Below are 21,279 nucleotides of genomic sequence, written 5' to 3'. Positions count from 1 at the left end.
ACGATGGGCGTACCGATTCGGAGGGCCGGGGCGGACGACCGGGACGCGGTGGTCGGACTGCTGCACCGGGCTTTCTCGGCAGACGCGGTGAGCCGCTGGGTCTTTCCGGACCCGGACCGGATGGAGCGCGACCACGGGATCCTGATGGGCGCCTTCTTCGACATGGCCCTCGAAGCCGGTTACGTCGATCTGGCCGAGGACGGTTCGGCCGTCGCGCTCTGGCAGTCCCTGCCGGCCGGCGGCCACGGGCCCGAGGACGAGGACGGCCCGGCCGCCTTCCGGGAGTCGATCGACCCGGCCAACGGGCGGATCGAGCAGATCGCCCGCCTCACCGGCGCCGCGCACCCCACAGAACGCGCGCACGAGTACCTTTCAATGATCGCCGTGGACCCGGCGCTGCACGGCAAGGGCCTCGGCTCCGAGCTGCTCGGCAACGCGCTGGCCCGCTGCGACCGGGAGGGCCTGCACGCGTATCTGGAGGCGACCAGCAGCCGCAGCCGGGCCCTCTACGAGCGCTTCGGCTTCACCTTCATGGGCCAGGCCATCCAACTCCCGGACGGTCCGGTGATGTTGCCGATGTGGCGCGAACCCGCGCAGTAGCGTGGGGACATGGCGGAACTCCTGCACATCACCGAGCGCGACCTATGGGAAGCGGCCCGGCCGACCGGGCAGTACACCTGGTCCACCCGTGGCCGCACGCTGGCGGAGGAGGGTTTCATCCACTGCTCGCTGCGCCACCAACTCGGCTCCGTGGCCGCCTTCCTGTACGGGTCGCCGCCGGTCAGGGACGACCTGATCGTCCTGGTGATCGACGACGCGCTGCTCACCAGCCCGGTGCGCTACGAGTCCGCCGTCACCGACGGGCCCGAGTTCCCGCACATCTACGGTCCCCTCCCGGTGGGCGCGGTCCGCTCGGTGGAACCCTGGCCGCCCAACGGCTCCTCCTAGCGGCCGGGTTCAGCGCGCCGGGCAGCCGCCCCACCCGTACCGCCGTCGCCGTACCCGCCCGCGAGGAGCCGCCGTACGTCCGCCGCCGTCCAGTGCCCGGCGGCGCCGGGAAGTGCGGCGAGGTAGCGGGCGATCGCCGCCGGCCGCCAGGCGCCCGCCTCCAGGAGGCCGAGCGCCAGGTGGCGCAGATAACCGGCGGACGGCGGGCACCACTCGATCTCGCGCAGGCGCCAGGGGGCGGTGAAGGTGAGCAGGGGGAAGCCGTCCACCGTGCCGGGGTGGACCAGCGTTTCGTAACGGCCGGGGCCGAGCCGGGTCCGGCCGCCGGTGAGCACCGGGGTGAGGTCGAGATCCGTGCCGGGCGTCCGGTACATCTCCTGGGCGGCGATGTCGGCGAACTGCCCCGCCGTGACGAGATGCGCCCGCGCCCACACCCAGCCCGGCTCGGCCGGATCGTAGAAGGCCCGGCCGCCGCCCCAGACCGGCGACTCGGTGGCGAAGTAGACGGTGCCGGGCAGTTCGACGGCCACCGAGCGCTCGGGCGGCCTGGGGTCGCGGCACCCCGGGTAGGTACGCGAACCGCCGGGCGCCCGGCCGCCGGTGAGGTAGGAGCGCAGCCTCGCGAGGTGGGTGTTGGAGCCGTAGGAGGCGTACCAGACCCGTTCGGCCGGCGGGCTGCCCCCGGGGGCCGCCCGATCCCCGCCGCCTCCTGGACCGGCCTCGACCCGGTGGACGCCGCTCACGTCTTCCTCCGCGACAACACGCTGCTCACGTTCTCCTCCGCGCGAAAAGAGCGGCGCGCGCCCGCGACCACCGGCTAGGTTCGGCCCTCGCACCCGAGCACCCCCGGCACCCCGGCACCCCCCAGCACCCCCAGCACCCGAGGAGCACGACACATGACCACCGACCACCGCATCGGTCCGCCGCACTTCGCTCCTGAGCGGGAGATGCTGCGCGCCTTTCTGGACTACCATCGCGCGACGCTCGCCATGAAGTGCGAAGGACTCACCGACGACGAGTTGCGAGACCGGTCGATGCCGCCCTCCACGCTCTCGCTGCTCGGCCTGGTCCGGCACCTGGCAGAGGTAGAACGCACCTGGTTCCGCCGGGTCTTCGAGGACAACGCGGCGCCGTTGGTCTGGTCGGACACCGGCGACTTCCAGGCGGCGTACGACGACTCCGCCTCGTCACGGGCCGAGGCGTTCTCCGGCTGGCAGGCGGAGGTCGAGCACTCCCGCCGTATCGAACGTGCGGCCGATTCGCTCGACGTGGCCGGTTATCAGCCGAGATGGAAGGAAGAGGTCTCGCTGCGCATGGTGATGATCCACGTCCTGGCCGAGTACGCCCGCCACAACGGCCACGCCGACTTCCTGCGCGAGGGGGTCGACGGGACGGTCGGAGCGTAGGTAAGGCAGGGTACGGGGGGCGACCGCCGCCCGTACCTGGAGGAGCGCCGATGTCCGGGGGCTCGCCTTCTACCTGATGGTCTTCGTGGGCGGCCAGGGCATCGGCACGCTGCTGTGGGGTCTGCTCGCCGCCGCGACCGGGACCCGTACGGCCCTGCTCGTCGCCACCGGACTGCTTCTGCTCGGCGCCGCGTCGCTGGCCCGCCGGCCGATATGGCGCTGGGGGAGCCGGTGGTACGGCATGGTGCCGCCGCCGCCGAGCTGAGCGGCGGTCGTACGAGCTGGGCGGCGGTCGGGCGCCGCAGGAGCGCGCTTGGCGTGCCGCGGGCCCCTCGGCGCGGCCGTGTGCGGCTCCCGTACGGCCCCCGCAGGGTCCCGTAGGACCTCCGTACGGTCCCCCCTACCGCCCCCGGACGGCCCGCCACCGGTGGCGCGGGCGGTCCGGCGTACCGAGGATGGCCGGGGAGACCCCGGCAGGGGGTCCCGCCCGGACCGGTCCGCCGACCCTGGAGAGCGACGTGGAACTCTTCCCGACCATCCCCCTGGAGTCCTGGCGGGACACGAAGGAGACCCTGCACCGCTTCCTCCAGGTGGTCGGCAAGATCCGGCTCGCCGCGAGCCCCCGCCGCAACCACTGGTGGAACGTGCCGTTCCATCTGACCGGCGAGGGCGTCACCACCCGGCCGATGGGCCCGATCGCGGGCGGCGACGCCTTCTGTGTCGACTTCGACTTCGTCACGCACCGCCTGGTCGTGCGCACGCTGGCCGGCCGGGCGGTGTCCTTCCCGCTGGCGGGGCGCTCGGTCGCCGACTTCACCCGGGATCTCGCGGCGGCCCTGGTCGCCCTCGATGTCGACGTGGCGCCGGAGCACCCGTACCCGTACGACCTGCCCGACGCCGGCCGGCCCTTCGCCGAGGACCACGAGCACCGCGCCTACGACCCGGCGGCCGTCACCCGCTACTGGCGGGTGCTGAGCCAGGTGAACCTGCTGCTCGAAGAGCACGCCGCGGGATTCTCCGGGAAGATCAGCCCGGTGGCCCACTTCTGGCACACCTTCGACATCGCGGTCACCCGCTTCTCGGAGCGGCCGGTGCGGCCGGCCGCCGGCGCCGATCCGGTCACCCGGGAGGCGTACTCCCAGGAGGTGATCAGCGCGGGTTTCTGGTTCGGCGACGACAAGGTCCCGGCGCCCGCCTTCTACTCCTACACCGCGCCGGAACCGGCCGACCTGGCGGAACGCCGGCTGCGACCGGACGCCGCGCGCTGGGCGGACAACCGGGGCGGGCACATCGCCCTGCTGATGTACGACGAGGCGCGGGCCACCGGTGATCCGTGGCGGGCGGCGCTGGACTTCTACGACAGCGCCTACCACCAGGGGGCCGATGTCGCGCACTGGGACGGCGGGCTGGAGTGCCCGGGTGGCGTGACCGATCCCGTGCTGCGGGGCGCGTCGGCGTCGGCGTCCTGAGGGCTTCGTGTGGAGGCGGTCGGGCGGGCCCGCGCCGCGGCTGCCGCCGGGGGGTGGGACGGGGGTGAGGCTGGGGCCGGGACTGGGACTGCGCGAAATCGCCTCGCTGACCTGCGAGTCGGCCGCATAATGCACGGGTGACGACGACTTCGGTGGCGTTCGGCGAGATACCCGCGCGGCCGTGGTCGTCCGCTGACGCCGAGCGCTGGGGTGGCGCGGGCCGGCCGGAGTGGGCGTCGCCGTGGTGGCCGGTAGTGCTGTCGGTCGTCGCCGTGGCGGCGGCGGTCGGGCATCAACCCGACCGGGTCTGCACCACCGGGGCTCCCTGCGGGGCGGGTTGGCCGCACCTCGCGGTGTGGGCGTTCTTCGTGCCGCATCTGCTGTGGCTGGTGGCGCTGCCGGAAGTCGCCGTGGGTTCTTCGGTGTTGCTGCTGGCCTGGCTGGCGGTTCCGGGCCAGTGGGCGGGCGGCACGATCGAGAGGGTCGCGGCTGGCTGCGTGGTCGCCGGTCTTGTCTGGGGGTTGGCGTCCGCAGTGGCGGAGCTGCGGGCACGGCGTCGGCAACGAGCGTACGTGCGGGCGGCTTCGGGCGGGGTCACCGCTATCAGCCCGCCGCCGGAAAGCGCTTCGCCCTCCCCCCGGCGGGGCCTCGCCCGCGCCGTCCTGGGTCTGCTGCTGTGCGGGGCCGCCGGGATCCTGGTCGCCACGCTGGTGAGCGAGGACCGCGCGGACGACCGGCGGGCGGCCATCTCCGTCGCCGCCGCGGCCGCCGGCGCCAACGGTGCTGTTTACGCCCGGGAGTTGCCCGTGGTCGCCAACGAGCACGGGGCACTGACCGTCCGACTGCCGGACGGCACACGGCACCGCTTCCCCGTACGCGGCGACTACCGGCACGTGAGGACCGTCCGGGTGCTGGCGGACGGCGGCTGGTCGCGGCTCGCCGCCGAGCCCTACGGCCACGGTCGCTCTCAGACCCGGGCGCTGGCTCTGGGTCTGGCGGGCCTCGGCGCGGCCTTCCTGACCTGGGGTTTGTCGGTACGGCTCCGGGTGGTACGGCTGCGCGGCAGGCCCGTTCCCGTACTGAAGGTGCTGGCCCGGTCGAACGACGACGACACGGAGGTGTTCGCCCACGACGACGCGGCGGGTCTGCGGCCGGTGCTGCACTTCAGACCGCACACGGCGGTCGACGCCGAGGACGACGACGCGGCCGAGGAGCCCGACCCGGCGCTCGACGTCCCGCCGCGGCCGGCACTGCTCTACGGCGCTGTCACGGTGGGCGGCGAACTGGTGCTGGCGCGGGCGTCGGAGGCGGGCGGCCCCTGGCTGGTCGAGGTGACGGCGGGCGCGACAGCGCGAGGGTCCGTCCTCGGGGTGTCCGAGGCCGAGGAGGAGGCCGAGCGGCGGCACCGCCGACAGGCTGAACGCCGCATCCAGGAGGCACTCGACACCATGCGGCCCGCCGAGGGCCCGGTGCGCTGGCAGGCGAGCCCGGTGGGAAGGATCGCGGCGGTGGTGGGCGCCGTGGCGGTTCTCTCGGCGCTGGGGTCGCGGGTCGCGGACAACTGGCTGGGCTCGATCGGCCTCATCGGCCTGGGTGCCCTGATCCTCAACCGCCTGGTCCGTATGGCCACCTGGCGCGTCACCGCGGACCCGGCCGGCCTCCGCGTCCGCGGCCAACTCCGTACCCGCTTCGTCCGCTGGGCGGATGCCACCGCCGCCGACTACACCCCAGAAGCCGAACTGGTCATCACCTGCCGCAAGCCCGCCCGCGAAGTGGACCTCGGCCGCCTCGGCTTCCCCCGCCTGGAACGCGCACTCCACCTCACCCCCCAGGCCCGCACCGCCGCGGCCGAGATCACCGCGATGATCCGCAACCCGACCCTCCGCCCGACCGGTTGAGGCATCCCAGCCCTGGGCGGTCGCGCCGACGCGGAGTTGGCGGACGCCTCAGGGGGTGCGGGAGAGGCGGTGGAGGGTGCGGGCGTATTGGTGGGCGAAGAAGAGTTGGATGGGGTGGGCGGCGGGGGCGAAGGCGCGGAGGTACCAGGCGGCGGGGTGGCTGAAGGCGAGGACGGTGAAGTCGACGGAGCCATCGGGGGTGCGGCGGAGGACGAAGGACTCCTCGCCGCATTCGGGGTGGCCGGGGAGGCTGCCGTAGGCGAAGCCGGTGCGGTGGGGCTCGTGGATGGTCCAGACGACCTCGCAGGGGATCCTGATCGGACCGGTGCGCAGCAGTACGCGGACGCCGGAGGCCGCGTCCCCGTCGGCGGACACGACGCGCAGCAGCGGGGTGGCGCGGTGCATCCGCCAGCCGAAGAGGGCCTCGGCGGCCCGGTCGTAGGAGCCTGCGGCCAGCCGGGTGCGTACCCGCAGCGCGCGGAACCCGGGCGGCGGCGCCGCGACCGGCCCGCCGTCCGGGCCCGCCTCAGCCGCTGCCGCCGCGGTCATGCCCACGGTCGCGTACGTGAGGTCGCTCATGGCCGCACCGTACCGGAGCGCCCACGGAGGCGGCGGGAACGCCCCGCCGGCCGCGAAACCCCCGCCGCCTCTTCCGCCCCGGCGCCGCTGACCAGGAACTGACGACTTCCAGCAGGGCCAGCCAGCGGGCCGGGTCTCCGGTCACGGCGCGGCCGGTCCGGCGGGCGCGGCGGGCGCGGAGGGCGCGGACCGGATGGAGGAGGAGACGGCCGCGCACGAGCGGCTGTTCGGGGATCGCGATCATGGCCCAGACGCGCTTGCCGTGCCGGGTGAGATCCGCGCCGCTGATCGCCGCCAACTGGTCGATCAGCCACATGCCCCGGCCGCCCTCCGCGTCGGCGGCGGACCGGGTGCGGGGGAGGACGGGCACGGCGGGCAGGGTGGCCAGGCCGTCGTGCACCTCGATCAGGATGCGGCGCGCCCCGGGGCTCGCCCGCACTTTGACGGTGAACTCCCGGCAGCCGCTGTGCCGCGTCGCGTTGGTGACCATCTCGGAGACCACCGTCGTCAGCGCCAGGGTGCTCTCCTCGTCCAGGCACAGGCCCCAGCCGGTGGCCAGGCCGTGGACCCGGTGGCGGGCGGCCGGGACCGATGAGGGGTCGCTGACCATGGAGAAGCTGGTGCGGTAGGCGCGCATGGCGGTGGGGTCCTTCGACCGTTGGGGCCGTGAACTGACACAGCCGCGGCCGGAAAGTCCTCCGATCGCGTGCAGTTGCCGCTGTTCCTGCCTTCAGTCAACTGCCGACTGTGCATCATTGCGGGTGCCGACAGGGGGTGCGTTTTCCGTCAGGGGGCCGCATCCGGGGGCCAGGATCGGCTGCCGGACTTTGAGACGCCGGGGAGGCGGGCATGATGGCACCTGATGGCATCGGGGCCGTGCTGCGGGCCATGCGCGAGTCGGCCGGGCGTACCCGGGAGGACCAGGCGCTGCTCCTGCAAGAGGCCCAGGGCGGGCGGTGGTTCGACCCGGAGAACCTGAAACGCTGGGAGACCGAGCGCCGGTTGCCGATTCCCGCCTGGCACACCGTGCTGGCCCAGGCGTACGGCCTGCCGGTGGAGGAGATCGCCCGGGCCGTGAAGGCGAGCAAGCAGCGGCGGCGGCTTCAGCGGCTCGCGGGCGCGAGTCGGGGAAGGGAGGGCGCGGAGGTGAACCGACGACGGTTCCTGGGCACGGCCGCGGCCGCGATGACGGGGTCGATGGCACTGGCCGGCATGGCCGAGGCACGGCAGGGCATCGACGCGGCGCTGTCCGGCTCTGACGCCGGCGATCTCGCCTATCTGGACGGGGCGTTCGAGCGGCATCGCTGCGGCTATCGCGGCCTGCCGCCCACCACGGTCCTGGCCCAGATGCGCGGTGACCTCGAACTGCTGCGCGAAGTGCTCACCCGTCCGCACGCCGCCGCCGTCCGGGCCGACCTGGCCCGTACGGCGGCCGGGATCACCGGACTTGTGGCGATCATCCAGCACGACCGCGGCGACCAGCGCGACGCACACCGCTGGTTCGCCACCGCCGAGCAGGCGGCCCGGGAGTCGGGCGACCGGCGGATGCTCGCCTGGGCGCTGGCCCGGCACGCGATGGTGCCGCTGAACTACGGGGCTCCGGGCGCCGCGGCGGATTTCGCGGTGCGGGCCCGGGCGGAAGCCGGGCGGCGGCCGTCCGCCGCGGCCGCGCTGGCCGCCGCGGTCAGCGCCAGGGCGCTCGCCGCGGCCGGCGACCAGCGGGGCGCCCGCGGCGCGATCGCGGACGCCCGGCTGATCGCCGAGCACCTCGACGGCGCCCAGGCCGCCGACACCTGGTTCGGTTACCCGCGTCAGAAGCACCATGTCCACCTCTCCCAGGCGTTCACCCTGCTCGGCCGTACCCGGGAGGCGTACGCCGAGCAGGAGGCGGCCCTGGCCCTCACCCGCTCACCGTCGGTGATCACCCGCGCCCTGCTGGAGATGGACGCGGCGACCTGCCTGCACGCCGACGGCGAACCGGCGGCGGCCGCGGACCGGGCCGTCGACATCTGGGAGCGGCTGCCGGAGCCGTACCGGGACGGGCTGGTCCGGAGCCGCGCCGTCACCCTGCACCAGGTGCTTCCCGGCGCGGCGCGCTCCCGGCTGGGCGAGGCGCTGGCGGGATGAGCGCCGGCTCCGGCGGGACGGCGTCGGCGTCTCCCGTGTTCTGACGATGGGCTCATCGGGTGAATAAAGCTATGAACTGATAAGCGATCTTCGGTGGTGGTGACACTCAGGGGGACCTGGGCTGGAGCCCGTGGCCCATCAGAGAAGAAGGATGTGACCTCCATGCTGCTGACCGACCTGATCGCCTCGCTGTCGGAACTCCTCACCACGCTGATCGGCAACCTGTTCTGACACTGGTGAGCCCTGTGCTCCGCGGCCGCCTCGGTTCGTAGCGCGAAGCCGTCCGCCGGTTCCACCCGGTGCGGCGGCCGGGCCGCGGCACCGAGGCGGCCGCGCGTCCCGGCGTGGCCCGCGCCGGCGCGTCCCCGCCTCCCGGCGTCCCGGCGCCGATCGTCAGGCCGCGTGCCGGTGGGTCGGGTACGTCAGATAGCCCGCGTCGCCCCCCTGGTAGTACGTGGCCTCGTCGACCGGGGCGATCGGGAGGCCGCCGCGCAGCCGTTCGACCAGATCGGGGTTGGCGAGGAAGCCGCGGCCGAAGCTGATCAGGTCGGCGCCCAGGCCGAGCCAGCGCTCCGCGTCCGCCCGGCCGGTCTGCCGCGGCCCCATCGGGAGCACCGGGTTCATGATGAGCGTGCCCGGCCACTCCTTGCGCAGAGCGGTCAGCACCTCGTCCGCCGCGGTGGCTTCGAGGTGCACATAGGCCAGGCCGAGGCCGGCGAGTTCGCTGAGCAGCGCGGTGTAGAGCTCGGGGACGTCGGTCTCCTCGACGCCCCAGAAGGTGCCGCCCGGCGAGAGCCGGATACCGGTCCTCGCCCCGCCGACGGCCTCGGCGGTGGCGGCGGCCGCTTCGACGGCGAACCTGATCCGGTTGGTGATCGGGCCGCCGTAGCGGTCGGTGCGCAGATTGGCGTTGGAGGAGAGGAACTGCGAGATCAAGTAGCCGTTGGCGCCGTGCAGTTCCACCCCGTCGAAGCCGGCGTCGACGGCGCGCCGGGCGGCCCGCGCGTACGACTCGGCGTGCTCGGGCACTTCCGCCGTGTCCAGGGCCCGCGGCGTCGGTGCGGGCCGCGGCCCGGTCGGGGTGAACACGTCGCCGACGGCGGCGACTTCGGAGGGGCCGACCGGCCGTTGGCCGATGGTGTCGGGGTGCGAGACCCGGCCGCCGTGCATGAGCTGGGCGAAGATCCGGCCGCCGTTGGCGTGCACCGCCGCCGTGGTGGTGCGCCAGGCGATGACCTGCTCGTCGGTGTGCAGCCCCGGCGTGCCCGGGTTGGACTGGCCGATCGCGCTCGGCTGCACCCCCTCGCTCACGATCAGTCCGGCCGTGGCGCGCTGGGCGTAGTAGGTCGCCATCGACGGCGTGGCCAGACCGCCGGCGGCCGCCCTGACCCGGCTCATCGGGGCCATCACCAGGCGGTTGGGGAGTGTCAGCGGGCCGAGCCGGTAGCTGCTGAAAAGGGTCGTCACGTCAGGATTCCTCCGCGGTCCGCGGTGCCCGGACCTCGGGCACGGCAGTACGCTAAAACCTGACACGGATGTCAGGGGCAAGTCCTTTGCCGCGGGAGATGCGGGCGACAAGGGCGGCCACGGCGATCCGGGCGACGTGGGCGACGTGGGCCGTGGTGACGGCACGGAAAGCAACCGGGAGGACAGCGTGCGGATCGGGGAACTCGCGCAACGGGCCGGAGTCAGCGTCCGGTCGGTGCGCTACTACGAGCAGCAGGGGCTGCTCACCAGCACCCGTAGCCCCAGCGGGCAGCGGCACTACACGGAGAGCGAGGTGGAACGGGTCGGGTTCATCCAGCGGTTGTACGCCGCCGGGCTGTCCAGCCGCACCATCGCCGATGTGCTGCCCTGCGTGGAGGCGCCCAGCGAGGCCAACTCCGACTACGCGCTGGAGCGGATGGCACGGGAACGCGACCGGCTCACGGCGCACATCGCCGATCTCGTACGGACCCGGGACGCGCTGGACGGACTGATCGTCACCGCCTCGGCGTTCCGGGAGGAGATGCTGGCGGCCGCGGGCCAGCCGGCGGGCTGACCGGTCGACCGGCGGCGTCGCGAAACGCCGCCGGGCGCGGGGTGTTCAGGCCCGGTTCAGGCCCGGCTCATGCAGTTCAGGCACGGTTCAGGCGCGGCTCAGGACCGGTTCAGAACGGGTTCAGGACCGGTTCAGAACGGGTTCAGGACCGGTTCAGCTCCGGGCGCCGGTCGGGTCGGTGAGGAGCGCGGCGGTACGGGTCAGGCCTGCGGCGACGGAGTCCGCGTCGACGCCCGGGACGACGCAGCCCAGCAGGATCACTCGCCGGGTGGCGTCGGTGACCATCTGGTGCACCCCGTCGCGGTGGCCGAAGAGCGACAGCACCCGGAGGTCGTCGGCGAGGACGAGCCTGCCGGGTTCGAGTCGGGTGACCTCGTCGGCGCCGAGCGCGAGGAACTCCTCGCCACCCTGACTGGTCGTCAGGCGTACCTCGCCGGTGACCTGTTCGGCGTCGAAGACACCGAGCGCGGCCAGGTCGGTGACGGCGACGGCGTTGACCGCGTCCACCACCGGGTTGACGTGCGGCCAGCCGCCGGCCGGCTTGTTGCGCAACCCGCGGTCGATCAGCGCCTGGATCGACGGGGGGAAGCGATCCGGGTCCACCCCGATCCGCTTGGAGAAGGCGCGATAGGCCGCCACCCGGGGGTGGTTGCGGATCTCGGCCCGGCTCCGGCCGTGCCAGATCGCGTGCTGGGCCAGCCAGAGCCGGTCGGTGGCCTCCGCCAGCGCCCCCTTGGTCCCCGCACCGGTCGCCTCGCCGTTGGCGCCCGCGGCCACGGCGGCGGGCAGGGTCAGCACCTTGACCCCGGACAAGGCCGCCGGGTCCGCCTCGCTCGACGGCACGGTTGACGGCACGGTTGAGGGCACGGTCGCGAGCGAGGTCGCCGGCCCGGCCGGCCGGCCGGTCAACGGCGGCGCCGGCGGGGGATTTTGGGGCGTCGGGCGGTGCGTCACGATGCGGGCTCCCTGAAGACGACCGGGTCGCCGACCCGCAGGTCCGCGGTCTCGGCCGTCACCAGTCGTTCGGTCTCGATGAGGATGTTGTAGTGGTTGGGGAAGTGGCACTCGTCGAAGCCGGCCACCACCCCCACCAGCTTCCCACCGAGCCGCACCTCGTCGCCGCGTTCCACCACCGTGGCGGCGCCGAACTCGGCGAAGCCGAGGAAGCCCACCGCGTCCACCCGCTGCCCGGGCACGGAAGGACGCTCCGTGGTGCTGACCAACTCGTGCACCTCGCCCGCCCGTACACAGCGCGAGAACCACGGGGACAGCGTCATGCCCCGGTCGCCGCGGCGGTGGAAGAGCAGCTTGACCAGGGCCGCCTCGGCCGGGGTCTTCGACGGCATGCGCAGCCGCGCTTCCTTGGCGCGGGCGACGCGGTACGCCCGGTCCACCAGGTCGACGACCACCGGACCGTCGTCACGGCGGCTCGGACCGGCCGCGACGGCCGCGCGGAAGTCGGCCATGATGCCGCGGTATTCGTGGTCGAGCGAGGACTTGAAGCCGTCGTACCCGGCGAGCATGTCGGCGGTGACCGTCGTGCCGTCCTTGAGGTGCAGGGTGATGTCCTTGACCTCTCCGGTGGGCAGTGCCCAGTCCAGCTCCACGGTGACCGGGATGCCGTCGTCGGTGGTGAGCCACAGCTCCGCGCAGAACTCGACGCCGCCGCGGACGTCGCCGATGACCGCGTCCTTCAGGGTGAGTTCGCCGAGGACGTGGCGCAACGCGTCCAGCGCGTTGGGGCCGTTGTCGATGACGCACCCGCCGCCGCAGCGCTCGGCGTCGAGGTACCAGCGGTCGTTGCCGGTGTGCTCCTCGATCCGCTCCTGGTAGCGGCCGACCACCCGCTCGATCGTGGAGCGGTCGGGCAGCTCGGCCGCCAGCCGGTCCACGTTGCTGTTGTAGCGGCGGTGGAAGGCGGTGAAGAGGGTGCGGCCGGTACGCTCCGCGACGGCGGCGAGCGCTCGCGCGTCGGCGCTGTGCACGGTCAGCGGCTTCTCACAGCAGACGTGCGCGCCGGAGTCGAGGGCGTCGGTGACGACCGAGGCGTGCAGGTCGTTGGGGAGTGTGACCACGACCGCGTCGACCAGCCCGGAGGCGAGCAGGTCGCGGTGGTCGGTGAAGCGGGCGACGCCCGAGGGCAGTCCGGCGAGCTTGACCGGGTCGAGGTCGCAGCCCGCGGTGAGGCGCAGGTGCCGGTCCTCCTCGATGGCGCGCAGGAAGAAGGGGGCGATGACGCCCAGGCCGATGACGCCGATACGCAGCGGTCCTTCGGTGCCTGTCGCCGCCGCGGCTTCGGGGCCGATGGCCGGCGGCGTCATGCCGGCACCGCCACGGCGGCGAACTCCGCCGGCGCCTCGATCGCCAACCGGTCAGCCAGCGGTACGAGTTGGGCCACGACATGGTCGGGCAGCGCGACACCGTCGCGCAACGACTCCGCGGCCCGCAGCGCCTCGGGGGCCCCGGGGTAGGTGACGGTGCCGCCGGGCACCGCGGGCCGGTCGGCGGCCAGGGTGTCGAGCAGTTCGCGGGCGCCCGCGCCGAACCGCGCGCCGGCGCCGAGCGCGACCGGGTCGATCACCAGCACGGTGTGGCCGATGTCGGTGTCGGGGCGTTCCTCGCCGTCCACCAGCAGATCCGGCGTCGGACCCCAGGAGGCGCCGGCCAGCGGGCCGCAGAGCAGGTCCACCAGGATGGCCAGACCGTAGCCCTTGGCGCCGCCGGTGGCCGCCGGGCCGCCCAGCCAGGTGACGTCCGCGTCCCCCGCGAAGAACGCGTCCGGGCTGGTCACCGAGGTGCCGTCCGGGGCGGTCAGCCAGCCCCGCGGGACCGCGCGGCCCTCGCGCTGGGCGGCCCTGATCTTGCCGGTGGCGACCGTCGTGGCGCTCATGTCGAGGACGAAGGGCGCGCCGCCGGGGGCCGGGGCGGCCGCCGCCAGCGGGTTGGTGCCCAGCATTCTGGTGGTGCCGCCCAGCGGCGGCGCGACTCCCTGGGCGCCGCAGTTGGTCATCGCGATCCCGATCATGCCGGCCTCGGTGGCGCGGTGGGCGTAGTACCCGGCGCTGCCGAAGTGGCTGCTGTTGCGGACCGCGACCACCGCGACACCCGTCTCGCGGGCCTTGGCGATCGCCAGGTCGGTGGCGGCCACGGTGCTGACCAGGCCGAGTCCGCGGTCGCCGTCGAGCACCGCGCCCGACACCGTCTCGCTCACCGTACGGAGGCGGGCGGCCGCGTTGATCCGGCCGTCGAGCAGCCGGGGCGCGTAGATGCCGGCCATCGCGTTGGTACCGTGCGTGGTGAAGCCGTGCACGTCCGCGTAGAGCACGACCTCGGCGGCCGTGGCGGCGTCGGCGTCGGCGAGCCCGGAGCGGCGCAGGACCTGCTGGGCGAAGGCGCGGAGCGTCGGTACGGGGATCTTGACGGTCATCTGTTCGTCTCCTCGGTGAGGGCCGCGCCGAAGCGCAGCACGAGTTCCTTGATGCGTCGCGCGTAGTCGGCCAGGTCGGCGAGGGCGACGAACTCGCCTGGGGTGTGGGCGCCGTTGGTGTCGAGCCGGCCGGGGCCGCACACGGCGACGTAACGGCCGGGGCCCGGCGCCCAGATGGCGTCGCAGGTGAAGGCGGAGCCGTCGGCGAGACCGTCGTGGCGGGCGAAGCCGACGTCGGCGAGCAGCGATTCCATGGCCGGGTCGCGGTTGTCGAGCACCGGCAGGCCGCGCTTGAGCCAGTCGAGGCTCACCACGGTGTCCCAGTCGGCGACGGCGACCGCCGTCAGCGGGTTGTCGGCGTGGGCGGCGGCGAACTCGGCGCGGGCCAGGGGCAGCAGGGCTTCGAGGGCCTGCGCCAGCTCGGCGGCCTGGCCGGCGTTCTGGTAGGCGATGTTCAGCAGCAGTTCGCCGGTGCCGTAGACCCGGTTGTGCGCGTCGCCGGTGTGCAGGCCGGCGACGCAGAGTTTGGCGCCGAGTTCGGCGGCGCGCGGGCCGAGCCTGCGGGCCAGGAAGTCGGCGAGGAAGCCGAGGATGACGGTGGCGTTGTGTCCGTAGGCCGGGTGGTCGTCCGTGCTGTCCTTGCCGTTGACGCGGAAGCGGGGGGTCATGGCCGCGGTGCAGGCGTCCATCACCCGGCCGCCGGTCGGCTCGGCGAAGAGCATCAGCCGGCCGGTCAGCCCGCGCGAGACGAGCCACCGGGTGCCGTAGCTGCCCATGGCGCCGCCCTCCTCGCCGGCCACCGCCTGGAGTTGCACCTCGATGGTCTCGGCGAGCCAGGGCGCCGCCGCGAAGGCCGCGGCGATCCCGGCGGCCGCGGCGATGCCGGGACCCTTGTCGTCGACCGCGCCCCGGCCGCGCAGCACGCCGAACGGCCCGGTGGTGACCGACGGGTCGATGTGCGGGCCGACGGTGTCGAGATGGAAGTTGACCACCAGCCGCCGCTCGGGCCCGGCATCCGCACGCCCCAGGGCCACCACCGAGCTGGGCTGCCCGGCCAGGAACCCCGCGGGTTCGTCCCGTACGGCGTCCCGCACGGTGGCGGGTACGTCCGGGGCATCGAGAAAGTCCGCCGGCGGGCTCCCCAGCAGCACCTGCCGGAAACCGCGTGCGCGGGCTCCCGCCAGGAACACCCCCTGCGCCACCCCGGTCGCCTCCGCCCGCCCCCCTTCGAACGGCGACACCGACGCGACGGCCATCAACTCGACCAGCCACTCCAACTCCGCCCGCCCGAAGGGCTCCCGCTCCGTCACGGTCGGACCGGCCCCGGCAACCTCCCGCTTCACCGCACACCTCCCTCGAACGCGGCCTCGGCCGCTGAGAACCGGGCCGCCGGGCCGGAGAGCTCCGCGACCGTCTCGGACCAGACGCGGCGGAAGGCCGCCGCGCAGCTTCGGTAGCCCGCGGCCAGCGCCTCGGGGGTGGCGGTTGTGGAGAGGTGCGGGATGTGGGCGACGTGCGGCTCCAGGCTGTAGAAGCCCTGGTAGCAGGTGGTTTCGAGGAGGCGGAGGCAGGCGGGGATGTCGATGCTGCCGTCGCCGGGGAGGGTGAAGACCGGTCCCTCGGGGGTGAGATGGCCGTCCTTGATGTGGACGTGGTCGACCCAGGGGAGCACCTCGGCCAGGTAGGCGACCGGTTCATAGCCGTAGGCGAGGCCGTTGCCGATGTCGAAGACCAGGCGGAGGGCGGGGCTGTCGACGTATTCGAGCAGCCGCAGGGTCTCGCGGGGGCCCTGGCCCGCCCAGCCCTGGCAGTTCTCGTGCAGCAGCAGGACATCGAGCCGCTCGGCCTCCCGGGTCAGCGCGGCCAGCCGGCGCAGCGACTCGGCGGCCCAATCGGATTGTGGGCGGCCGTCGTTGGGATAGGACATCACCCGCAGCCAGGGCGCCCCGAGCACGTGCGCGGCGGCGGCCGAGCCGGCCAGCACGGCGAGTTCGGCGTCGAAGTCGTCGCCGACGGTCCGCGACCAGTTGCCGATCGGGGTGTCCACCACCGGCACGGTGAGCCCGGCGTCGGCCACCAGCTTCGCCGCCTCGGAGAGCGCCGCCGGGCTCAGCTCGTGCAGGCCGAGCCCGTCGATGGTGCGCAACTCGATCGCGCCGATGCCCAGTTCGCGGTGGAGCGCGATCTGCCCCGGCAGATCGGGCGCCGCCTCGTCACCGATCCCGCAGGCCCGCTCGGTCCAGCTCACCGCCCCGCACCTCCGTAGAACCGCGCGATCGAGTCCGTGACGCGGGCGATCGCGCCGGCCGGCATGCCGGGGTGGAGCGGCAGCGCCACGCACTCCTCGGCCAGCTTCTCGGCGACCGGGAAGTCGCCCGGCCGGTGCCCGAGCCCGGCGAAGGCGGGCTGGAGATGGAGCGGCTTGGGGTAGTAGACGACCGTCTCGATCCCGTCGGCGGCCAGGTGCTCGCGCAACCGGTCACGCCGCGCGGCGCGTACCACGTACGTGTAGACGGCCCGCCCCTCGTAGCCGGGCAGCGGTGTGAGCACGTCGGGCGCGAGCGGGGCGAGTCGCTCGTCGTACTCCTCGGCGAGTCGGCGCCGGGTGGCGAGGAAGTCGTCCAGGTGCGGCAGCCGGCGCAGCAGGAACCCGGCGGTGATCTCGTCCATCCGGGAGTTGAAGCCGACCTTGTGGTGCAGGAAGCGGGTGGTGAGGCTCTGCCCGTGGTTGCGCAGCATCCGCACCTCACGGCCCAGTTCGGGGTCGTCGGTGACGATCATGCCGGCGTCGCCGATCCCGCCCACCGGCTTGGCGGGGAAGAACGAGTACACCCCGGCGGTGCCGTGCCGCCCGGCGGGCCGGCCGTCCACGACGGAGCCGAGCCCGACCGCGCTGTCCTCGACCAGCGCCACCCCCCGCTCCCGCGCCAGCGTGGCGAGTTCGCCCATCGCGGGGTGGCCGGTGAAGAGATACGCCGGCAGGATCGCCCGGGTGCGCGCGGTGACGGCCGCCGCCGCGGCCGCGGTGTCCAGGCAGGCGGTGTCGTAGTCGACGTCGGCGAAGACCGGCCGGGCGCCGCGCAGCGCGACCGTGCTTGCGGTGGAGATGAAGGAGAAGGCGGGGGTGACCACTTCGTCGCCGGGTCCGACACCCAGCGCGGCCAGGATCACGCTGAGCGCGCCGGTGCCGCTGGCCACCGCCACCGCGTGCGCGGCGCCGGTGCGCTCGGCGACCCGTGCCTCCAGCTCGGCCACCCGCGACTTCAGGATGAACTCGTCGCTCTCGGCGACCTCACGGACGACCGCGAGCACGTCGTCGGTCCAGCCCCGGTAGCGGGTGTCCCAGTCGAAGTACGGTACGGCGGGGGCCGGTCCGGCGCCGGCCGGCGGCGGGGAGGCGGGCGTGGCAGTGGTCACGAGTGCTCCTTGTGAAATCGCCGCAGCAGCTCGCAGACGCGGTCCACCTGCTGGTCGGTGAGGTCCGGGTAGAGCGGCAGGCCCAGGGCGCGCAGGCTGGCGGCCTTCGCGACCGGCACCGGGTGCCGGGCGCCGGCCAGGTGGGCGAGGGCGGGCTGTTCGGTGAGCGGGCGCGGGTAGTACGCCTCGGTGCCCACCCCGTGCCGCGCCAGGTACGCGGCCACTTCGTCGCGGTGGTCGGTCTCGACGAGGTAGACGTAGTGCACCGGGTTGCCCGGCTCGGTCTGCCGGGCCTGCCACGGGATGTCCAGCGCCGGTGCCAGCGCGGCCAGTTCGTGGTCGTAGCGGGCGGCGAGCTCCGCCCGGCGGGCGATGTCGGCGTCCAGGTGCTCGAGCCGGGTCAGCAGGACCGCCGCCTGCACCTCGTCGAGCCGGCTGTTGTAGCCCAGCTCCAGGTACTCGTACGACCCGTCCCGCGCCTGCCCGTGCACGCGCAGCCGGCGGGCCCGCTCGGCGATCGTGTCGTCGTCGGTGAGCACCATCCCGGCGTCGCCGAGCCCGCCGAGCGTCTTGGTCGGGAAGAACGACAGCACACCGCCGCTGCCCCACAGACCGGCGTGCCGGCCGCCCATCTCCATGCCGATCGCCTCGGCGCTGTCCTCCAGCAGCACCAAGCCGTGCTCGTCGGCGAGTTCACGCAGCGGGACCATGTCGGCCATCTGCGAGAAGAGGTGTACCGGCATGATCGCCCTGGTCCGTTCGGTGAGCGCGGCACGCGCCGCCGCCGGGTCCATGGCGTAGGAGCCGGGCAATACGTCGACCAGGACCGGCTCGGCGCCCACGTGCACCACGGCGGAGGCGGTGGCGAAGAAGGTGTACGCGGGGACGATCACCTCGTCGCCGGGGCCGATGCCGGCCGCGCGCAGCAGGATGACCAGGCCGTCGGTGCCGTTGCCGACCGCGATCGCGTGCCGGGCGCCGGTGCGCTCGGCGATCGCCGCCTCCAGCTCCCGCCCGAGCGCGCCGAAGGTGAAGCGCCCGCTGTCGGCGGCCTGCCGGAGCCGGGCCTCCAGCCGGGGCCAGTCGTGGCGCAGCGAGGCCGCGCCGGTGAAGAACGGGATCTCGTCGGTGGCCGGCGCGCCGCTCATCGGCAGGCCGCCTTGAGATCGCCGATCAGCTCGGCCGCGGCGAGCACGCGCCCGCTGGGGCTGTCCGCCTCCTTGATGGCGTTGAGCAGGGCGCTGCCGACGATCACGCCGTCGGCCTTGCCGCGCAGCGAACGGACGTGCTCGGGGCGGGAGATGCCGAAGCCGACACAGACCGGCAGGTCGCCCGCGGCCGACGTGACCCGTTCCAGGTACTGGTCGATGCCCGGGTCCAACTCGGCCCGCACCCCGGTGACCCCGTTGGCGGCGAGCGCGTAGAGGAAGCCGCGGGAGCGGTCGGCGGCGGTCTGGAGCCGTTCCTTGCCGCTGCCGGGGGCGGAGAAGAAGACCTGGCCGAGGTCGTGGGTCTCGGCGGCCGCCAGCCACTCGTCGGCCTCGTGCGGCGGCAGGTCGGGGACGATGAAACCGTCCGCGCCACTCGCCGCGGCGTGCTCGTAGAGCTGTTCGAGGCCGTAGCGCAGGAACGGGTTGCAGTACCCCATCAGCATGATGGGCGCCTCCACCCCGGCGTTCCGCGCGCAGTCGACCACTTCGAGCACCGCCGCCGCGGTCGTCCCGCCGGCCAGCGCCGCCTGGGTGGTGGCCTGGATGACGGGGCCGTCGCCGAGCGGGTCGGAGAAGGGGACGCCGAGTTCCACGATGTCGGCGCCGGCCGAGCAGACCGCCTCGATGAGGGTGCCGACCTCGGCCATATTCGGCCATCCACCGGTCAGGTAGGCGACCAGCGCGGTCTCGTCGCGCTCGGCGAGCCGGGCGAAGGTCTTCTCAAGCCGGTTCATCGATGTGCTCCTCACGCAGGGCGATGGCCGCGAGGGCCGAGGTGAGGTCCTTGTCGCCACGGCCGGACAGATTGACCAGGACCTGGCTGCCGCGCGGCAGTTCGGGGGCGAGCCGGAGCGCGCCGGCCACCGCGTGCGCCGACTCCAGGGCGGGCACGATGCCTTCGGCCCGGGAGAGCAACTGGAAGGCGGCCAGGGCCTCGTCGTCGCTGCACGTGGTGTACTCCACCCGGCCGATGTCCTTCAGGTGGCTGTGCTGCGGGCCGACCCCGGGGTAGTCGAGGCCGGGCGCGATGCTGTGGGTGAGCAGCACCTGCCCGTCGTCGTCCTGGAGCAGATAGGTGCGCATCCCCTGGAGGATCCCGGGCTCGCCGTAGAGCAGCGGCGCCGCGTGGTGGCCCATCCGGCCGCTGCCGTCGCCGGCCGCCTGCACACCGACCAGCCGCACCTCGTCGTCGAGGAAGCCGCTGAAGACGCCGATCGAGTTGGAGCCGCCGCCCACACACGCCACCACGGCCTCCGGCAACTGCCCGACCGCGTCGAGGAACTGCGCCCGCGCCTCGCGGCCGATCACCGACTGGAAGTCGCGCACGATGGTGGGGAAGGGGTGCGGGCCGACGACCGAGCCGAGCAGGTAGTGGGTGCTGTCGGGGTGCGCGATCCAGTCGCGGATCGCCTCGTTGACCGCGTCCTTGAGGGTGGCGGTGCCTGCGTCGACCAGGTGCACCTCGGCGCCGAGCAGCTTCATCCGCTGGAGGTTGGGCGCCTGCCGCTCGGCGTCGACCCGGCCCATGTAGATGGTCGCGTCCAGGCCCAGGTGCGCGCAGGCGGCGGCCACGGCGACACCGTGCTGGCCCGCGCCGGTCTCGGCGATGATGCGCCGCTTGCCGAGCCGGTGGGCGAGCAGCGCCTGCCCGATAGCGTTGTTGATCTTGTGGGCGCCGGTGTGGGTGAGGTCCTCCCGCTTGAGCCACAGGGTGACCCCGTACTCCTCGATGCCGAGCCGGCGCAGCCGGGTGATGGGGGTCGGGCGGCCGACGAACCGGGCCAGCAGATCCTGGAGTTCGGCCTCGAAGCTGGAGTCCTCGCGGGCCTGCTGGTACGTCTCCCAGAGCTGCTCCAGCGGACCGACCAGCGTCTCGGCGACGAACTGGCCGCCGTGCTCTCCGAAGTGGCCGTTCACAGCGCCGCCTCCGGGCGCAGCACCGGCACACCGAGCAGGTCGCGCAGCGCGTCGCCGGGCCGGCTCGCGGTCAGCAGTGTCTCGCCGATCAGGCAGGCGTCGAAGCCGTGGCCCGCCACCCGGGCCAGGTCCGTCCGGCCGCCGATGCCGCTCTCGCTGACCGTGGCGACGTCCGCCGGGATCAGCCCGCGCAGCCGGGCGGAGTTGTCCAGGTCGACGGAGAACGTCTGCAGATCGCGGTTGTTGACGCCGACGATCCGCGCGCCGGCCGTCAGCGCCCGCTCGATCTCGTCCTCGGTGAAGGTCTCCACCAGGGCGTCCAGGCCCAGCGCGGCCGCGGCCTGCACCAGGTCGACCAGCAGCGGGTCGTCCACCGCGCGGACGATGAGCAGCACCGCGTCCGCGCCCGCCCGGTGGGCGAGATGGACCTGCCGCACGTCCACCAGGAAGTCCTTGTAGAGCACCGGCACGGTCACTTCGGGATCGGCCGCGATCTGGGCCACCAGATCGGGCGACCCGCCGAAGAACGGGGCGTCGGCGAGCACCGAGACGGCGGCGGCGCCGGCGGCCGCGTAACCGCGGGCGGTCGACACCGCCCGGTCGAGCGGCAGCAGATCGCCCTTGGACGGCGACTTCGGCTTGACCTCGGCGATCACCGAGATGTGCGGGCCGCGCAGCGCGGCGGCGAAGGTGCCGGCCACCGCGGGCCGGACCCGCTCGCCGCCGACTTCGGGCACACCGGTGGTGTGGTTCCACAACTCGCGCTTGCGCGCGACGATCTCATCGAGATGCACGACGGCACTCCTTGGCTGGGTCGGGTCACGGCGTACGGGGGCGGT

Annotated in this window: 22 protein-coding genes and 1 pseudogene; 9 read left to right on the top strand and 14 right to left on the bottom strand. The window is 73.8% G+C overall.

Annotated features, from left to right (window positions below; all coding sequences use genetic code 11):
• The first annotated feature begins 3 nt into the window (after window positions 1-3).
• Window positions 4-600 (top strand): GNAT family N-acetyltransferase, encoded by a 597-nt coding sequence (locus tag OG519_RS15095; protein WP_405583498.1) that lies wholly within the window; start codon window positions 4-6, stop codon window positions 598-600.
• A 9-nt stretch (window positions 601-609) separates the two neighbouring features.
• Window positions 610-948: a DUF952 domain-containing protein gene (locus tag OG519_RS15090; protein ID WP_405583496.1), complete on the top strand. Its 339-nt coding sequence runs from the start codon at window positions 610-612 to the stop codon at window positions 946-948.
• On the opposite strand, the gene OG519_RS15085 is transcribed toward OG519_RS15090, so the two are convergent.
• The gene (locus tag OG519_RS15085; protein ID WP_405583494.1) at window positions 945-1,691 is read right to left on the bottom strand and encodes a histone deacetylase; all 747 of its coding nucleotides are present in this window, start codon (window positions 1,689-1,691) and stop codon (window positions 945-947) included. The genes OG519_RS15090 and OG519_RS15085 overlap by 4 nt on opposite strands.
• 153 nt (window positions 1,692-1,844) lie before the next feature.
• Here OG519_RS15085 and OG519_RS15080 point away from each other — a divergent pair, with 153 nt between their 5' ends.
• The 4 genes and pseudogenes from OG519_RS15080 (at window position 1,845) to OG519_RS15065 (ending at window position 5,721) form a co-directional block, all read left to right on the top strand.
• On the top strand, window positions 1,845-2,354 hold the full coding sequence (locus tag OG519_RS15080; RefSeq protein WP_405583492.1) for a DinB family protein: 510 nt from the start codon (window positions 1,845-1,847) through the stop codon (window positions 2,352-2,354).
• 61 nt (window positions 2,355-2,415) lie between these two features.
• Window positions 2,416-2,619 (top strand): annotated as a pseudogene (locus OG519_RS15075) (hypothetical protein); the annotation flags it as partial.
• Window positions 2,620-2,872: 253 nt separating this feature from the next.
• Complete coding sequence (locus OG519_RS15070) at window positions 2,873-3,823, top strand: DUF5996 family protein (RefSeq protein ID WP_405583490.1); 951 nt, start codon at window positions 2,873-2,875, stop codon at window positions 3,821-3,823.
• Between the two features lie 137 nt (window positions 3,824-3,960).
• Complete coding sequence (locus OG519_RS15065) at window positions 3,961-5,721, top strand: PH domain-containing protein (RefSeq protein WP_405583488.1); 1,761 nt, start codon at window positions 3,961-3,963, stop codon at window positions 5,719-5,721.
• A 48-nt stretch (window positions 5,722-5,769) separates the two neighbouring features.
• Here the strand turns inward: OG519_RS15065 and OG519_RS15060 are convergent, their stop codons facing one another.
• A complete protein-coding gene (locus OG519_RS15060; protein ID WP_405583486.1) occupies window positions 5,770-6,300 on the bottom strand; it encodes a DUF1990 family protein in 531 nt (176 codons plus the stop codon).
• A complete protein-coding gene (locus OG519_RS15055) occupies window positions 6,248-6,937 on the bottom strand; it encodes an ATP-binding protein (protein ID WP_405583484.1) in 690 nt (229 codons plus the stop codon). Before OG519_RS15055 ends, OG519_RS15060 begins: the two co-directional genes overlap by 53 nt.
• Window positions 6,938-7,149: 212 nt before the next feature.
• Here OG519_RS15055 and OG519_RS15050 point away from each other — a divergent pair, with 212 nt between their 5' ends.
• The gene (locus tag OG519_RS15050) at window positions 7,150-8,427 is read left to right on the top strand and encodes a transcriptional regulator (RefSeq protein WP_405583482.1); all 1,278 of its coding nucleotides are present in this window, start codon (window positions 7,150-7,152) and stop codon (window positions 8,425-8,427) included.
• 99 nt (window positions 8,428-8,526) lie between these two features.
• The gene (locus tag OG519_RS15045) at window positions 8,527-8,658 is read left to right on the top strand and encodes a hypothetical protein (RefSeq protein WP_405583480.1); all 132 of its coding nucleotides are present in this window, start codon (window positions 8,527-8,529) and stop codon (window positions 8,656-8,658) included.
• Between the two features lie 162 nt (window positions 8,659-8,820).
• Here OG519_RS15045 and OG519_RS15040 read toward each other — a convergent pair whose 3' ends face one another.
• On the bottom strand, window positions 8,821-9,894 hold the full coding sequence (locus OG519_RS15040) for an alkene reductase (RefSeq protein ID WP_405583478.1): 1,074 nt from the start codon (window positions 9,892-9,894) through the stop codon (window positions 8,821-8,823).
• A gap of 187 nt (window positions 9,895-10,081) precedes the next feature.
• Between OG519_RS15040 and OG519_RS15035 the strand changes: the two genes are divergently transcribed.
• Window positions 10,082-10,468: a MerR family transcriptional regulator gene (locus OG519_RS15035; protein ID WP_405592734.1), complete on the top strand. Its 387-nt coding sequence runs from the start codon at window positions 10,082-10,084 to the stop codon at window positions 10,466-10,468.
• A gap of 153 nt (window positions 10,469-10,621) precedes the next feature.
• On the opposite strand, the gene OG519_RS15030 is transcribed toward OG519_RS15035, so the two are convergent.
• The 10 genes from OG519_RS15030 to OG519_RS14985 all read right to left on the bottom strand — a co-directional run bounded on the left by OG519_RS15030 (window position 10,622) and on the right by OG519_RS14985 (window position 21,234).
• Window positions 10,622-11,335, bottom strand: coding sequence for a phenylalanine--tRNA ligase beta subunit-related protein (locus OG519_RS15030; RefSeq protein ID WP_405583477.1), 714 nt, complete (start codon window positions 11,333-11,335; stop codon window positions 10,622-10,624).
• 83 nt (window positions 11,336-11,418) lie between these two features.
• On the bottom strand, window positions 11,419-12,789 hold the full coding sequence (locus OG519_RS15025) for a Gfo/Idh/MocA family protein (protein WP_405583475.1): 1,371 nt from the start codon (window positions 12,787-12,789) through the stop codon (window positions 11,419-11,421).
• Entirely contained in the window at window positions 12,786-13,895 is a 1,110-nt protein-coding gene (locus OG519_RS15020; protein WP_405583473.1) for an Ldh family oxidoreductase, read from the bottom strand. The genes OG519_RS15025 and OG519_RS15020 overlap by 4 nt, the downstream gene beginning before the upstream one ends.
• Window positions 13,892-15,238: a M20/M25/M40 family metallo-hydrolase gene (locus OG519_RS15015; RefSeq protein WP_405583471.1), complete on the bottom strand. Its 1,347-nt coding sequence runs from the start codon at window positions 15,236-15,238 to the stop codon at window positions 13,892-13,894. The genes OG519_RS15020 and OG519_RS15015 overlap by 4 nt, the downstream gene beginning before the upstream one ends.
• On the bottom strand, window positions 15,235-16,143 hold the full coding sequence (locus tag OG519_RS15010; RefSeq protein WP_405583469.1) for a sugar phosphate isomerase/epimerase family protein: 909 nt from the start codon (window positions 16,141-16,143) through the stop codon (window positions 15,235-15,237). The genes OG519_RS15015 and OG519_RS15010 overlap by 4 nt, the downstream gene beginning before the upstream one ends.
• Complete coding sequence (locus tag OG519_RS15005; RefSeq protein WP_405583468.1) at window positions 16,140-17,312, bottom strand: DegT/DnrJ/EryC1/StrS family aminotransferase; 1,173 nt, start codon at window positions 17,310-17,312, stop codon at window positions 16,140-16,142. The genes OG519_RS15010 and OG519_RS15005 overlap by 4 nt, the downstream gene beginning before the upstream one ends.
• Window positions 17,309-18,460, bottom strand: coding sequence for a DegT/DnrJ/EryC1/StrS family aminotransferase (locus OG519_RS15000; protein WP_405583466.1), 1,152 nt, complete (start codon window positions 18,458-18,460; stop codon window positions 17,309-17,311). The genes OG519_RS15005 and OG519_RS15000 overlap by 4 nt, the downstream gene beginning before the upstream one ends.
• Complete coding sequence (trpA, locus tag OG519_RS14995; protein WP_405583464.1) at window positions 18,457-19,257, bottom strand: tryptophan synthase subunit alpha; 801 nt, start codon at window positions 19,255-19,257, stop codon at window positions 18,457-18,459. Before trpA ends, OG519_RS15000 begins: the two co-directional genes overlap by 4 nt.
• Window positions 19,244-20,440, bottom strand: coding sequence for a tryptophan synthase subunit beta (trpB, locus tag OG519_RS14990; protein ID WP_405583462.1), 1,197 nt, complete (start codon window positions 20,438-20,440; stop codon window positions 19,244-19,246). Before trpB ends, trpA begins: the two co-directional genes overlap by 14 nt.
• Window positions 20,437-21,234, bottom strand: coding sequence for an indole-3-glycerol phosphate synthase TrpC (locus tag OG519_RS14985; RefSeq protein WP_405583461.1), 798 nt, complete (start codon window positions 21,232-21,234; stop codon window positions 20,437-20,439). Before OG519_RS14985 ends, trpB begins: the two co-directional genes overlap by 4 nt.
• Between the last annotated feature and the right edge of the window lie 45 nt (window positions 21,235-21,279).

This window comes from Streptomyces sp. NBC_01190 (genome assembly GCF_045039895.1).
Lineage (GTDB): Bacteria > Actinomycetota > Actinomycetes > Streptomycetales > Streptomycetaceae > Actinacidiphila.
This window is presented reverse-complemented; position numbering and strand designations above follow the sequence as displayed.

Coding starts and splice junctions, on each gene's coding strand:
- OG519_RS15095 (WP_405583498.1), top strand. CDS start 4: ATGGGCGTACCGATTCGGAGGGCCGGGGCGGACGACCGGGACGCGGTG.
- OG519_RS15090 (WP_405583496.1), top strand. CDS start 610: ATGGCGGAACTCCTGCACATCACCGAGCGCGACCTATGGGAAGCGGCC.
- OG519_RS15080 (WP_405583492.1), top strand. CDS start 1,845: ATGACCACCGACCACCGCATCGGTCCGCCGCACTTCGCTCCTGAGCGG.
- OG519_RS15060 (WP_405583486.1), bottom strand. CDS start 6,300: ATGAGCGACCTCACGTACGCGACCGTGGGCATGACCGCGGCGGCAGCG.
- OG519_RS15055 (WP_405583484.1), bottom strand. CDS start 6,937: ATGCGCGCCTACCGCACCAGCTTCTCCATGGTCAGCGACCCCTCATCG.
- OG519_RS15050 (WP_405583482.1), top strand. CDS start 7,150: ATGATGGCACCTGATGGCATCGGGGCCGTGCTGCGGGCCATGCGCGAG.
- OG519_RS15025 (WP_405583475.1), bottom strand. CDS start 12,789: ATGACGCCGCCGGCCATCGGCCCCGAAGCCGCGGCGGCGACAGGCACC.
- OG519_RS15020 (WP_405583473.1), bottom strand. CDS start 13,895: ATGACCGTCAAGATCCCCGTACCGACGCTCCGCGCCTTCGCCCAGCAG.
- OG519_RS15000 (WP_405583466.1), bottom strand. CDS start 18,460: ATGAGCGGCGCGCCGGCCACCGACGAGATCCCGTTCTTCACCGGCGCG.
- trpA (WP_405583464.1), bottom strand. CDS start 19,257: ATGAACCGGCTTGAGAAGACCTTCGCCCGGCTCGCCGAGCGCGACGAG.